Origin of the sequence: Bradyrhizobium niftali (assembly GCF_004571025.1) — a bacterium.
In the GTDB taxonomy this organism is placed as follows: domain Bacteria; phylum Pseudomonadota; class Alphaproteobacteria; order Rhizobiales; family Xanthobacteraceae; genus Bradyrhizobium; species Bradyrhizobium niftali.
This window is the reverse complement of sequence record NZ_SPQT01000030.1, coordinates 1-14,173: the sequence shown is the minus strand read 5'-3', so window position 1 is coordinate 14,173 and position 14,173 is coordinate 1. Positions and strand designations below refer to the sequence as shown.

The window sequence follows — 14,173 nt, the reverse complement described above, 5'->3', positions numbered from 1 at the left end:
AAGGATCGCGTCCAATGACCTCTCCCCTTCGGCACCTGACGGAAGCCGGCTTCCTCGGAAAATTCTACATCGACGGAGAATGGCGGAAGCCGATCGGATCAGTCGCGGCAGCAGCAACCGTCGTCAATCCGGCGACGGAGCAGCCGATCGCCGAGGTTCCGCTCGGCGATGACGATGATGTGGACTGCGCCATAGCAGCTGCCAGACGCGCCTTCGCCGGCTGGTCCATGACAGCGCCGGCTGACAGAGCGGCGCTGCTCGACCGGGTTCATGGTTTGCTCCTCCAGCGGCTGGAGTTGTTCGCGCAGGTTCTCACGTGCGAGATGGGAGCTGCCATCACCTATGCGCGCCGAGCCCAGGTACCGCTGGCCGCCGAACATATCCGTGTCGCACGCGACAATCTCGCGACCTATCCGTTCGTCACCGCGCGTGGCAGCACCGCGATCATGCGCGAGGCGATCGGTGTCTGCGGGCTCATCACCCCCTGGAACTGGCCTCTCTACCAGATCACAGCGAAGGTCGGCCCCGCGCTCGCAGCGGGTTGCACGGTGGTGTTGAAGCCGAGCGAATTATCGCCGCTGAGCGCCTTGCTATTCGCTGAGGTCATGGACGATGCCGGTTGTCCGCCCGGCGTCTTCAACCTCGTCAATGGGACAGGTCCGATCGTTGGGGCCGGTCTGGCGTCGCATCCGCTGGTCGACATGATCTCGATCACCGGCTCGACCCGGGCCGGCGTTCTCGTCGCGCAGGCCGCGGCGCCCACCGTCAAGCGCGTCGCCCAGGAGCTTGGCGGCAAGTCGCCGAACATTATTTTGCCTGATGCCGATCTGAGCCGCGCTGTTCCGCTTGGCGTCGGCGCAGCCTTCCGCAATCTCGGCCAATCCTGCAGCGCACCGACGCGCATGCTTGTGTCCCGCTCACAAATGGAGGAGGTCGAGATCCTGGCGGCGGCCGCCGCTTCTGAATTGGTGGTCGGCGATCCCCTTGCGGAAAGCACGACCCATGGTCCGATCGCCAACCGGCCGCAGTTCGAGCGCGTGCAGACCATGATCAGTGTAGGTCTGAAGGAAGGCGCGAAGCTCGTCATGGGCGGGCCGGGGCGGCCTGACCACCTTCAGACTGGCCTCTATGCGCGGCCGACGATCTTCTCGAACGTTCGTCGCGACATGAGGATAGCGCAGGAGGAGATCTTCGGCCCAGTATTATCGATCATTCCCTACGACACCGTGGACGAGGCGATCGCGATCGCCAACGACACCGTCTACGGCCTCGGCGCCCATGTGCAGGGCGCTGATATGAAAGCAGTGCGGACAATCGCCGGGCAGATCCAGTCGGGTCAAGTCCATCTCAATTATCCTGACTGGGACCCGAACGCACCTTTCGGCGGCTACAAGCGCTCCGGCAACGGTCGCGAATACGGCCTCGAGGGCATGGAGGAGTATCTCGAGACGAAGGCAGTTCTCGGATTCTACCGATAGCTCAATATCGGCTCCGAAAAGCTGCGGCATCGCGCTTTAAATGAAACTCTTGCACTGTTCCTGCAACCATGCTCGGTCGGGCTTGAGCAGCTTCGTTCAATCAAGCGGCCAAAAACCCGAACATCTTGCGAAGTCCTGGATGATTTCAGCACATTCTATCGAGCGCACGATGCGATGAAGGGCTGATCGGAACTTTGCTTCCGCATTCTTGGCAGCCGAGGTTCGTTGGAACATGTCGCCCCACGTCGAGCGCATTCACAGCGATGAGCGTCTTCCGGCCGAGGCGGACGTCGTCGTCGTCGGCGGCGGCATCCTCGGCTCTACGGCCGCCTATTACCTGGCGAAGCGCGGCCTCTCTGTGGCGCTCCTCGAGAAGGGCCACGTCGCCTGTGAACAATCGAGCCGAAACTGGGGTTGGTGCCGCCAACAGAACCGCGACCGGCGCGAACTGCCGCTCTCGGTGATCTCTATGCGGCTGTGGGACGAACTCACGCGCGATATCAATCGGGACCTCGGATTTCGACGCTGCGGTCTCGTCTATGCGACCCACGATGAGGCTGTGCTCGCCGGCTGGGAAAGGTGGCGCGAGGTCGCCAGGGAGTACGACGTCGACACCCGCGTGCTGAGCCGGGCGGAGGTGGCCGCGCGCGTTCCCGAAGCGCGCGACAAATGGATCGGCGGGACCTATTCGGACCGGGACGGCAAGGCCGAACCTGCGCTCGCCGCGCCGGCTATCGCCGATGGGGCCAGAGTTCTGGGCGCCACGATCCACCAGGGATGCGCCGCGCGGGCGCTCGACTTGGCCAATGGCAAGATTGCGGGCGTTCACACGGAGAAGGGCTACATCAGAACCAGCGCGGTGCTGTGCGCCTCCGGCGCCTGGTCCTCGCGCTTCCTTCGGCCGCTCGGGATCAGTTTCCCCCAAGCGAGCATCCGGCAGACCGCGCTGCGTTCCACCCCGACGATCAACATAGGCGAGGCGGTCTCGACACCCTACTGCACGATCACGCGCCGACTGGACGGCAGCTACACGCTTGCGATCAGCGGCAAGGCGAACCTCGAAATCACGCCCCAGGCTATCCGGTATAGCCGGGAATTCATGCCGCAGTTCCTGCGTCGCCTGAAGAACGTCAGGCTCGGCGTCGGCCGATCGTTCGTTTCAGGGCCGGATTCAATGCCGGCGCTCCTGACCAACGACGATCGGATCTTCGAACAGAATCGCGTGCTGGATCCTCCGCCCTTGAAATGGCTGGTGAGCCAAGTGGTGGAGAGTGTCCGGAAAACCTTCCCCCAACTCGGCGAAATCAAGATCGATAGCGCCTGGGGCGGCTTCGTCGATTGCACGCCAGACGCAGTGCCCGTGGTATCGCAGGTGGACGGGGTGGAAGGCCTCGTCCTCGCAGCGGGCTGCTCGGGTCACGGCTTCGGTTTGGGCCCGGGGCTTGGCTATCTGGCTGCACAGCTTCTCGTGAACGACACGCCTTGCGTTGATCCCAAACCGTTTCGGTTGTCGCGTCTGGTCGATGGCTCGAAGCTGGACATCGCCGCCATCTGAAGATCGAGCCGGATCCGTAGCTCGAACGGTAGGTATTGATCCGACAAAGGCGAAAATGCTTTATCTTTCAACAGGGATTGACTGACACTCTCTCCGCCAGCCAGCCAAAGTCATGTCGTACTCCTATGCGGAGACAGGCCAAATATCCGGCCGTTTTCCTGCTTTTTTCTGGCCAGAGAGACCCCATCGCGGATCAAACTAGACGTTGGATAGGCCCAGAGAACTGAATTTTCTCCGAATCTTAGTACCCTGCGAGTTGGTCTAGTACGACATTTTCCGGCAAACCAAGCGCTTATGGGGGCGCGGTTTGGATCTCTCTCGCTCAGGCGCCCTCGTCATTCGTAATGACGGGATCACAGATTCGAGTCCTGTTTGCGGTACCAGCGATTCAACGGCTTAGCCCGATCTGACCGCCCTGCTTTTCCTCTCAAGGTACGGCATGGGTATGCGGATCACCGGCGATAGTCCCGAAGGCAAAGCCGAGCTGGATCGCTTCATCGATCCTGAGGAGCCATATCCTGTAATCGCAACCACGTCTCAACTCTTGACGACCGGTGTTGATGCCAAGACCTGCAAGCTGATCGTGCTCGATCGGACGATCAACTCGATGACTATGTTCAAGCAGATTACCTACGCGGCCTATCGACAGAACGCGCGCAACGGCATGACCAGACTCATGGATGGCAATATCTCTCCCTGCACCTAGGAGGTTCCCCGCATTCCGATCGTGAGCCAACGTGTCGTAAAAATCCCATGTGGGAGACGATTGAAAAGAGCTTACATGGATCGCGTGTGCGAGCAACATGATTCAGTGAATCGAGCATCATCAAGCGTTACGGTCGCGACAATGATCATGATGCTCGTGATGCTCGTGGTGATCGTGACGATGAGGAGACTTCCTTTGATTGTTGTGATCGTGATCCGGATAGGAGCCGATTTGGTGGTCGTTAGATTTTGCCGGCGTTTGTGATGATTAGCCTCGTTGCCGAATTGATGATGCACCAATAGGCGATGTTTCTCTGGTACGCCGTGGGTCAGTTGCCGACCTAATTGCAAAATCGTGCATGCAGCAGCTAAGAACTTAGGAGCGGGCCAACCGCCCTTTCTCATGGGTCCCTCTGGCATCTGGATGGCCCGCGGGTAATTCGCACCTCGCGAACGCGGTAGCTGAAGGCATTGAAAAGTTAGGTTGACAAGGTTGACACGGTTGACAGTCAGGTTGACAGGGCAGGTCGCAAAGCTTGCGTGAGGCGTTCTCAGGGCTGGCCTCACTGGATCAGACGCAAAAAAAGCTCACAAATAGAACAAAGCCCACTTTGCTCAGAGTGGGCGGCCTTCGCTGGGGATTGGGCGGGGACCATTCTCACCCCGGGATTTCTTCAAGGCCATGTGTCTAGAGCGGCCCGACAGTCTTTGCAGCGACCGGCAAACCAGCCGGGGAGAACAAGCAAGAGATCAATCACTTGCAAACTCACAGGTGTGTATTTTTCAACCCTAGCGGTTCAACCCCAAAGTCAGCCTGCGAGATGCTCTGTCTTGTCCGGTCGTCGGCTGCGACCTAACCCAGATCGAGTGGTTAATGCGTCAACTTGGTCACAAGTCTGCCAGCAACTTGCGAGCTTCCACGAGATCGCGTGTTTCCAAGCCTTCGCTGAACCAGCTGTAGATCGGCACAAGAGCGTCGCGCGCCTCTCGCCGCATGCCGCGTGCCGCTTGAAGTCTGGCGCGCGCAACGCTTGCGCGAAGCTCGGGCAGCCTTGCTCCCTGGGCAGCGGCAATTTCAATCGCAGCCTCGAACTCCGCGTCCGCTTGATTTTCGGCCTCCGCCCCGGCTGCGAGCAACAGCAGTTCACCGCGCTCCCGGTGAAGTTCGACGGCGCACCAGCTCTCGAGACTTGCGTCCGCAAGTGCGACCGCTTCGTCGATGACCCGAAGCCCGGCCATGGCGTTTCCAGCCTTGCGACGAAGCGCGGCGAGCAAGCCGAGATGGTGCGGAATACGTAGCCCCGCACTTGTACGCCGGAAATCCTCAAGCCCCGCATCAAAGTCCGCAAGACCGTCGTCAAGCCGGCCGGATTCTGCAATCGCCCAGGCGCGAACGAGGCTGGCCCATGCGCCATAGTAGTTGAAGCCGTACTTGGCGCAGATGTCGCGTGACTCGACAGCGGCTCGCAGTGCGGCATTTGGCTCCCGCTGGAATTGATGGAGCATCGCCAGATAGTTGAGCGCGAGCGCGATGCTGAATGGATGTGAAATCTCACGCGCCACGGCGAGCCCTTCCTCAGCAATCCTGAGGCCACGAACGGGATAGCCGAGATGCCAGTCGCAATGGCTCATATAGGCACGGCAGAATACGCTCATATTAATTCCGTAAACCTCGGAATAATAGCGGCCGCGGTATTCGCCGGCTTGTGCGCTTCTCTCGAGCCGATCGCGCGAGAATTGAAACTGGCCAAGGTGGAACGAGAGCACTCCCGCAAGATGATCGGCTTCGGCCTGACGCACGGGATCACCGCTTCGTTTGGCCAGCAACTCCGTCTCCTCCACGAGGCTTGTGACCTCGCGCAGATTGGCGCGCACGTGATAGACGTGGCCGAGCCCCTTCAACGCGGCGGAGAGATCAGCCTCGCTCTGCAGCTCGCGGCTGAGTTCCTGCGCGCGCTGGAACGCCGCTTCCGCCTCGCGCGACGCAAATCCCTTCGTTGCAATCAACGGGCCGCCAAGCCCAAGCTGCAGGTCGAGCTCGAAGCGCGAGCGTGATGCGCCGAGGGGAAGTGTTCGGGCGCACTCGAGCCCTGATCTCAAATGGGCAATTGCCTCCATATTCGCCGATCGAGCGGCTGCTAGGCGACCGGCCCTCAGCCAGTATGGAATGGCCTTCTCTGCCAATCCGGCCTCGCCGAAGTGACGGGCGACGAGCTCCGGCTGCGCTTCGATAAGTTGCGGAAACAGCGCTTCGATCGACGTGGCAATCCGCGCGTGCAATTCCTGGCGGCGCCGTTTGAGCAGGCTTTCATAAGCGGCGTCGCGCACCAGGGCGTGCTTGAAGACATAGGTAGCGGCAGGCGCGAGGCCCCGCCGGAAAACGAGCTCTGCGGCCACCAGGCGGTCCAGCGCCGCGGCGAGCTCCACCTCTGGCATCGACACGACTGCAGCAAGCAATTCGTGATCGAACTCGCGGCCGATGCAGGCTCCGATTTGGGCGACCTCCTTGACGGGAGCAAGACGGTCAAGCCGCGCCATCAACGAATCGTGCAGCGTCGCTGGAATCGCCAAGGACGGGAATGCCCCGGCGAGCACGTAACGAGCGCCGTTGTAGCGGAGAATCCCGGCTTCAAGAACGGCCTTCGTGAGCTCCTCGGTGAAAAGCGGCACACCCTCGGTCCGCTCCAGTATCCGATCGAGAACCTCGGCGGGAAGCGCTTTACCTTCGGTGATCCGGTCGACGAGCACGACCACCTGCGCCTGTGGCAGGCGGTTCAGCATGAGCAACGTGACGTGCGGAAACCCGGTCCATGGCGGCAGGAGCTCCGGGCGGAATGTGGCGACGACCAGCACTGGCAAGTCCTGGAGACGATCCACGATCTGGTCGAACAGCTCGCGCGAGGTCGGATCGAGCCAGTGCGCGTCTTCAAGCACCATCAGAACCGGGCCACAAGCGGCAAGTCGATTGAGCCGGGCCAGGAATGTGCGGAACAGGAGCGCCTTCCTTTGCTGCGGCGACATCTCTGGCTGGGTGCTCGCTCTCTCAGTTGGAATGCCAAGCAGATCGGCAAGAGGCTGGATTGCATCGCTAGACAGCCCTTCGCCGTTTTCGCCAAGGAGTAATTCGAGGCGCTTGAGCCGTGCTTCCGCGGCATCCTCAGGTGCGAACCGCGCCTCGCGCTCGAGCTGCGAGATGAAGGGAAAGAGCGGGCTGTTCAGGTGATGCGGCGAACAGGCATAGCTGACGAGCGCGATTTGTTCGGTCTGTAGCCGCTCGCGCAGTGCGAGCACCAATCGTGATTTTCCAATTCCCGGCTCGCCAAAAAGCAAGACGACCTGTCCAGCCCCTCCTTCTGCAAGCCGCCACCGTGACAGCATCAGATCGAGTTCCTCGCCGCGCCCGACGAGTGGCGTGACGTGGGTGCCGTGCAGGGCCTCGAACCTGCTCTCTGCCCTGCCTTCGCCGATGACCCGCCACGCTTGGACCGGCTCGACAAAGCCCTTGAGCTGAAGGGAACCGAGCTCAACAAATTCGAAGAGATCGCCGACCAGGCGGCGCGTGCTGTCGGCGATAACGACCGTACCGGGCTCCGCAACCTGTTGCAGACGGGCAGCGAGATTGGGTGTCTCCCCGGTGACCGTTTCCTCCTGCGCAACACCTTCCCCGAGCAGATCGCCCACCACGACAAGCCCGGTGGCGATGCCGATACGTGCCGCCAGCAGGCCCCCTGCGCCTGACGACAGGCCGCTGACCGCTGTTGCGACGGCAAGTCCCGCCCTCACGGCTTGCTCCGCCGCATCTTCGCTTGCGCGCGGCCAGCCAAAATAGGCCTGCACCCCGTCTCCCAGAAACTTCGCGACGTGGCCCTCCAGTCGCGCAATCTCTCCCGCTACCGTATTCGAGTAGGCCCGCATGACCTCGCGCAGTTCCTCGGGATCGAGACGGCGGCTGAGGTCGGTGGATCCGACGAGGTCGACGAACATGAGCGTGAGCTGACGTCGCTCGACCGACGCAGGGGTCCGCGCCGCCGCCAGGTCCGCTGGCAGCAGGCCGATTGCATCGAGAATCTTCCGCCGATGGCCTACGGCCTGGACTCCAATCTCCTTGAGATCTTCAACCGTCAGATGGGACAGGATCTCAAGGTCAATTCCGTTGTCGCGGAACGTCTGCTCATAGGACTGCAAGCCCAGGGTGCGCAGCCATTCTCCGATGTCCAACTTCGTCTCCGTTGGCCCCTCAACTACGGTTTCTTGTCAGGCAGCCGGTCGCTGTGCGGCGGACGGCCTGACGTTCTGGTTTAACCGGAACAGGTTACCGGGATCGTACTTGGCCTTCAGCGCCGCGAGACGAGCATAGTTCGGGCCGTAGGCGCCCGCCACGCGATCGGTCTCGTCCTCCGGCATGAAGTTGACGTAAACGCCGCCGGTTGCGTGGGATGCGGTCTCAGCAAAGAGCTGACGCGCCCAGCTGATCGAACGTTGCTCATCCGCCGGGTCGCGCCATCGTGTGTGAACGTTCATGACGAACTTCGCATCGCGGTGGGGGAACACCGTGGCGTCGATGGCTACGCGGCTGGTGGCACCGCCGAGCTGACCGATGAAAATCTCGCACTCCCCGGTCGGCAAGCTTGTCGTCTGACTTACCAGCGTGTCGAGGAGCCCGTCCTTCAGCTCAACGAAATTGTGCGACTTCCAGTAATTATAGGCGCCGGGCGTGAGCAGTGGGTCAAACGCAGTCTGCCACGTCGCGAAGGGCTGCATGCCGATCACGTCCGCGATCGGCTCTCCGAGCGCGCGCAACGGCTCCAACGCACGCTTGCCCTCGTTCTCATCTCCCGCATAACAGACGGCGAACGCGACGATCTCCTTGCCGTGAACCTCGGCAGGCAAGAACGGCAGCGGCGGCGCCTGCCTGAGCACCACCCACACGGTCAACTCATCGGGCGCCTTGGCGGCGACGTCACGATAGCCCGCGAGCAGCTCCTTCGCCCGGGCAAAGGGATGGATGATAAGCCCGGCCAGAACCATTGGGCCAACAGGGTGCAGGCGGAACTCAAACGAGCTCACCACCCCGAAATTGGCTCCGCCTCCGCGCAGCGCCCAGAACAGGTCGGTATTCTCGGCGATGCTTGCCCGGACGAGCTCACCTTCGGCCGTCACCACGTCGGCCGAGATCAGATTGTCGGCGGCAAGCCCGAACTTGCGGCTAAGCCACCCGAAGCCGCCGCCCAGCGTCAATCCCGCAACGCCGGTCGTCGAGTTGATCCCGAGCGGGGTAGCAAGGCGGAAAGCTTGCGCCTCCTTGTCGAAGTCGCCAAGCGTTGCCCCCGGGTCCACGCGCGCCGTGCGGTGAAATGCATCAACCCGGACGGAACGCATGAGCGAGAGATCGATCAAGAGCCCGCCGTCACAAACAGCATTGCCCGCGATATTGTGGCCGCCGCCGCGCACCGCGACCAAGAGGCCGTACTCTCGCGCAAACCGTACGGCACGAATGATGTCTGCGGCCCCTTTGCAGCGCACGACCGCGCCTGGGCGGCGATCGATCATCGCATTCCAGATCGTACGTGCTTCATCGTAGCCCGGCTCCTCGGCCAGACAGACGTTACCCCGCAAGGTTTGGCGAAAGGCCTCAATTGCATCGCTTTCAAGCGTAATCGCCTCGCCCTGCAGCGAGGCCAGCCGGATCTGCGTCATGGCATCTCCTCCGTTACTAGCGGTAGTATTTCGGCAGTCAGTTCTCACTTGGACGGATCAGCGGAAAGGACGACCACGCCCACGGCTGTTGCAACCGACGTGGCGCAGAATCACCCCGCTGCAAGCCCGTTCGACATTGCGAACGGCAGATATCCGCCTAGAGGTTAGTCCTCCGGCAAAACGAATGGTTCAGCGACAGAATGTCTCGCGGATGAGGAGCACCTACAAGCCCAGCGGGTCGGCTTTCCGTCACCTGCAAACGAAACCAAGAAAATCCGGTCCACCAAGGGAACTTCGGGGGTGGAGGAAAGGATGGAGGTCGAAGCCGACTCGTCGGCCGATGTCCGCTTTGCCGCCCATAGCTGCCACTTCTCGCAAGTCGGTTACTGGCCTGGCGCGGACCTTTGCATGTGTCCTGACCAGGTCTTCTTTCGCAGATAGAGCGGACAGTAATCAGCGGACAACCGTCGGCCAACGGCCGGCTTATGCCGTAACATCTGATTTGCGAACGGTAGCAGCCCTCAGATCAGGTCATTCATTGCCTTCAGCCTGAACCGGCGGTTTCTGCGGGCTCTGAATTCTCTCGCTCAGCGAGGTCAGTGCAATCTTCAGCTCGTCAGGGATAGATGCGAGATCCTTAAAGTCATCGAAGGCTTGCGCGACGCGCTCGTTCGCTGATTTCTCGAACGGTTCGAAGCCTTCAGAGATGCGCGCTCCCGCGCCAAGAACGCTGGAGGCGGCCGTTGACCCAAGCAGGAGGAGTGCAGTCCCGACGATGCCGAGTTTGCGGATGCGGGGGATCGGCGGCGGCTCCACGAGGCGGTCGTTGATCATGGTCGTTACCTCACGGCGTACTGCGCCGCCATCATGCCGCTCGTGGCGCACAAACGGTAGGTCGGACGCGTACCATTAAGAGGTACTCAAGCAGGGGCGCTCTCTAACGTAAGAGATCGTATTCGAGCTGAGGTGGTCATTTCGGGGCGACCATAATCGGTGGCGGCTCAGCCGCGCTCAAATGTATTCCCATTGCAGCTTGTTCTTCGGAAAGCCGCTTTTCGAGGTATTGCCGTTCAATCTCACTCAACTTGGTCTTGAGCAAGCGCCGATACCGATCGATGTTGTTTTTATGGGTCCGTAGACGAGCAATTCTTTCTTCGGTCATCGTCCATCTCCCGACGGGCGTGGTCGCAATTACCTTCTGCAAAAATGAAGGGGCTAACCCCACCTCGAATAGTGGCAGCCCCAGCAGTCCGGTCAAGATGAGAATGCACTAGTCGCCCAAAGGCAGAGTTTTGCCATAACATCGGATGTGCGATCGCAGCCACTCAGCTGCCGCCGCACCAAGTCATCACCCTTCGGCCGGCGTCCTCCCGAGGCGAGGTCAGCGGTTCGACGTGCCCCCTCCGCCACGCGCTCAATCGGCAGTCACTGCTCGCGCGTTAACGATCTCTTAACCATGGCGGCCTGGCCTTTGGTTATCAGCGCACACTGTCCGGTTCGTTCCCAAGGAGGACGGCCGATGCCCATTGAGACCTGACATATGTCGCACTTGCTGCCCGCCTGAAAATCTCGCCAGTGGCCGCTCGTCGCTTGCCAAGCGGCGCCAGTTGCCGCGCTCACTTTCGGATAATGGCAACGCATTGGTGTGCGTTGATCTCGCTGAAATGCCGCATACGCCACGGCAACTAGGCAGTCGCCAGGCCGGAGACGCACTGCCAACAAAGATAGTGATGCTGCAGGCGGAGATCGCGCGGCTCGAGGGCGACGGCAACTGCTCATCGGGCAGATTTCGAGCCCGAGCCGCCGCCATTGATGCCGATGTAGAGGCCGCTCCAGTCGTAGATCGGAGCGACCACCGGAGGCGGCGCCTTGGTGTAGGGCCGTGCCGCCAGATCAGCGGCTGAGGCAGGAATGGCGAGTGCGATGAGAGCAACCGTGCTCAGCAAGATTTTCTTCATCGTGTGTCGACTCAGGTTTCAAATCCCTTGCGCCCCAGCTACAACCTACCATTGTTCTCCGCAGCGTCTGTCACCCGCGCGCTACATCTCCGGAGAAACTGAAGTGCGACAACCTGACATTGTTTCCGCGGTCACCGGCTTGTTGCACAGCGGTCGCCTATTGGCCCGAAGCTGCCCCGGCTGAGCGCGGAGCAATGGTCCGCTTTCAAGGCGAGAGTTGCTGGCCTAACTTCGATCGTCCGCCTGTGACCCTGAGCCGCCATTCACAGGCGGCACGCCACTGCTTAAAACCGACGAGATTCCGGTCGAGATCGAATCGGCTAAGCGCTTGTTAGTGTATGCAGCATCACTACTGGTATTTGGGATCCGTCGTCGGCTCGGAGCGAGCGGTGATCTCTCGAAGTATTGCCCTGGCAGCCTGTAGATCCGGTGTCGCAAAGCCCTCGGTGAACTGGCTATAGACTGGCGTGAGCAGGTCTCGTGCCTCGGCACACCGATCCTGTTCTCTCCACAATCGTGCAAGGCGTGTCGCTGCGCGCAACTCCCAGAGCTTGGCGCCCTGCTGGCGCGCGGTTGCCGCCGCATGGCCGAACCGTGCTTCCGCGCCGCTCGCATCGGCATTAGGCAGCCGTAGCATCAGCTCGCCCGTCATCCGGTGCAGCTCGGCCTCGAACCATCGCTCGCCGGTTTCTTCCACTCGGTGCAGCGCTTCGGTAACAAGATCCAAGCCCTCGTTCACTGCACCCGACCGGACGTGGATCTCAGCAAACAGACTTCGGAAATAAGGCACCAGGAAGCCCGCTCCGGTGGCCTGCCACATCGAAAGCCCGTCTCGGATCTGCGCGATACCGGCCCGAAGATCCCCGGCCTCGCCCAGCGTCCAACCGCGAATGATGATGCCGGCTCCGAGGAAGTGTGGGGAGTCCTGCTCGGCTGCCAGCGCGATCAGCGCATTCGCCCGATCGCCGGCCTCGTCGTGATTCTGGCGAAGCTGCGACAGGATGCAGCCGTACAGGAGGGCATAGCCGAGGGTGTTGCGGTGGGACAACTCCTTCGCGCCGCTCAATGCCTCTTCGCTCCTCGCCTGGGCCTGCTCAGGGTAGCCGAGGGCGAACAGTCCCCAGGATAGAACGGAAAGCCCCGCCACACTGGGATCCTGCGCGAACAGGAAGGCAAGCGACCCATGGGCGGTCGGATCGTAGAGGGCGAGCGTCCGCTCCAAATGGGCGCGCGCAGCCATTAACTCGCCGCGAAGCAATTCAGTGGTTCCGACGATGCGATTGCCGATGGTTTCGGCGGCAGCATCGTTCTGTGCCTGGGCGCGGCAGAGCAAATCCTCGCCTACAATTCGACCGGCCTCGAGCTCCGCCCTTACGACGTGAAAAACCCACTTCCCATAGAGAACAGGGAAGAGCCGCGACGTCTCGCCCAGGCGCTCGCACAAGTCTCGGGCCCGTGCGTTGGCCCGCCCGACCTCCGGTGCGGCCCAGCCCTTTGCGGCCATCAGGGCGACGCCGAGCGCGATTTGCAGCTCGAGTTCCCGCCGCCATCGTGGAGCGTCGTCGGGGAGAGCAGGAATCAGGTCGAGCCCTTTGGTCAATTGCGTGATCGCCTCTGCTGTGGCCGACCGCGCGATCTCTGCTTGTCCCGCCCTCAGCCAATCATCGATCGCCGGTTCGGCAAGTCCTGCCTCTGTGTAGTGATGGGCCAGAAGCTCGGGCTGCCCCTGCACTGTCTCCGGAAAATGTTGCTCGAGCGCGGTGGCGATGCGGGCGTGTAGGCGCTGCCGCTTCGCGCGAACGAGGGTCGCATATGCGGCGTCCTGCACGAGCGCATGCTTGAAGCTGTAGGTCGCCTGAGGCGGCGTCCCACGCCGGAATACCAGACCCGAATCGACGAGGTCGTCCAAGGCCGCGTGCAGTTCGCTCTCCGGCAGCGCCGCCGCAATCGCGAGCAGTTCGTAGGAGAATTCTCGACCAATCGCGGCCGCGGTCTGGGCGACCTCTCGGGCTGGGGCCAGCCGGTCGAGCCGGGCCAGCAGCGACTCCTGGAGCGTGGCCGGGATCGCCATCGGCGGCAGCGGTCCGGCGAGCGCGTAGTGGTCGCCCTCATCCCGGAGCAGATTGGTCTCCAGCACGGCCCGCGTCAGCTCCTCAACGAACAGCGGCACGCCGTCCGTCTTGGCCACGATCTGGTCGAGCACCGCGGGGGGAAGCGCCTTGCCGCCGCTCAGCCGCGCGACCATGGCCGCCCCCTGCCGGCGGCTCAACCGGCTGAGGCTCAGCGCGGTGGCATGGGCATAGCACGTCCAGGATGGCGCGAACTCCGGCCGGAAGGTGATGAGGACGAGCACGGGGGCGCCTTGCACCCGGTCGATCAGGAGATCGAGCAGCTCGAGCGAGGTCGGATCGGCCCAGTGCACGTCCTCGTACAGGGCCAGGACGGGCTGGTGGGCTGCGAGGCCCAGGACCTGATCGACCAACACCTCGAGCGTCCGCTCCTTCTGCCGATGCGGGCTCATGTCGAGCGGCGGATAGCGCGCACCGGTCTCGAGCGACAGCAATGCTGCGAGCAGCGGGGCCACCACGCTGACATCATTGCTCGAGAGCGCAAGCAGCGCCTCGAGCTTGTCGAGCCGCGTTGCGGCGGGGTCATCCGCGGCAAATCCTGCCGCCCGCTCCAACAGCCCGATCACCGGATGCAGCGGGCTGGTCTGATGGTGCGGTGAGCAGTAGTGGCTCAGGGCCGTATGCGCCTCATCTTCAAGTCGCCCGCGCAGC

At 62.1% G+C, this 14,173-nt stretch carries 8 protein-coding genes and 1 pseudogene; 3 read left to right on the top strand and 6 right to left on the bottom strand.

Going from position 1 to position 14,173, the window contains the following annotated elements; all coding sequences use genetic code 11:
• Positions 1 to 14 precede the first annotated feature (14 nt).
• From E4K65_RS36685 to E4K65_RS36675, 3 genes and pseudogenes are all read left to right on the top strand, one after another.
• A complete protein-coding gene (locus E4K65_RS36685) occupies positions 15 to 1,478 on the top strand; it encodes an aldehyde dehydrogenase family protein (RefSeq protein WP_135178246.1) in 1,464 nt (487 codons plus the stop codon).
• A gap of 232 nt (positions 1,479 to 1,710) precedes the next feature.
• Positions 1,711 to 3,033 carry an NAD(P)/FAD-dependent oxidoreductase gene (locus E4K65_RS36680; protein WP_135178245.1) on the top strand — a complete coding sequence of 441 codons (1,323 nt, stop codon included), beginning with the start codon at positions 1,711 to 1,713 and terminating at the stop codon, positions 3,031 to 3,033.
• A 445-nt stretch (positions 3,034 to 3,478) separates the two neighbouring features.
• A pseudogene (locus tag E4K65_RS36675) lies at positions 3,479 to 3,661 on the top strand (hypothetical protein); the annotation flags it as partial.
• Positions 3,662 to 4,626: 965 nt separating this feature from the next.
• Here E4K65_RS36675 and E4K65_RS36670 read toward each other — a convergent pair.
• From E4K65_RS36670 to E4K65_RS36645, 6 genes are all read right to left on the bottom strand, one after another.
• Complete coding sequence (locus E4K65_RS36670) at positions 4,627 to 7,956, bottom strand: adenylate/guanylate cyclase domain-containing protein (protein ID WP_135178244.1); 3,330 nt, start codon at positions 7,954 to 7,956, stop codon at positions 4,627 to 4,629.
• Positions 7,957 to 7,992: 36 nt separating this feature from the next.
• A complete protein-coding gene (locus tag E4K65_RS36665) occupies positions 7,993 to 9,435 on the bottom strand; it encodes an FAD-binding oxidoreductase (protein WP_135178243.1) in 1,443 nt (480 codons plus the stop codon).
• A 531-nt stretch (positions 9,436 to 9,966) separates the two neighbouring features.
• Positions 9,967 to 10,269: a hypothetical protein gene (locus E4K65_RS36660; protein WP_135178242.1), complete on the bottom strand. Its 303-nt coding sequence runs from the start codon at positions 10,267 to 10,269 to the stop codon at positions 9,967 to 9,969.
• 136 nt (positions 10,270 to 10,405) lie between these two features.
• Positions 10,406 to 10,597 (bottom strand): hypothetical protein, encoded by a 192-nt coding sequence (locus E4K65_RS36655; protein WP_049812216.1) that lies wholly within the window; start codon positions 10,595 to 10,597, stop codon positions 10,406 to 10,408.
• Positions 10,598 to 11,210: 613 nt separating this feature from the next.
• Complete coding sequence (locus tag E4K65_RS36650) at positions 11,211 to 11,393, bottom strand: hypothetical protein (protein WP_135178241.1); 183 nt, start codon at positions 11,391 to 11,393, stop codon at positions 11,211 to 11,213.
• A 349-nt stretch (positions 11,394 to 11,742) separates the two neighbouring features.
• A partial coding sequence (locus E4K65_RS36645; RefSeq protein ID WP_135178240.1) for an adenylate cyclase occupies positions 11,743 to 14,173 on the bottom strand: 2,431 nt, incomplete at its 5' end.

What these genes read in the sequence shown, in the direction of transcription:
- E4K65_RS36685 (WP_135178246.1), top strand. Translation starts at nt 15, where the DNA reads ATGACCTCTCCCCTTCGGCACCTGACGGAAGCCGGCTTCCTCGGAAAA.
- E4K65_RS36680 (WP_135178245.1), top strand. Translation starts at nt 1,711, where the DNA reads ATGTCGCCCCACGTCGAGCGCATTCACAGCGATGAGCGTCTTCCGGCC.
- E4K65_RS36665 (WP_135178243.1), bottom strand. Translation starts at nt 9,435, where the DNA reads ATGACGCAGATCCGGCTGGCCTCGCTGCAGGGCGAGGCGATTACGCTT.
- E4K65_RS36660 (WP_135178242.1), bottom strand. Translation starts at nt 10,269, where the DNA reads ATGATCAACGACCGCCTCGTGGAGCCGCCGCCGATCCCCCGCATCCGC.
- E4K65_RS36655 (WP_049812216.1), bottom strand. Translation starts at nt 10,597, where the DNA reads ATGACCGAAGAAAGAATTGCTCGTCTACGGACCCATAAAAACAACATC.
- E4K65_RS36650 (WP_135178241.1), bottom strand. Translation starts at nt 11,393, where the DNA reads ATGAAGAAAATCTTGCTGAGCACGGTTGCTCTCATCGCACTCGCCATT.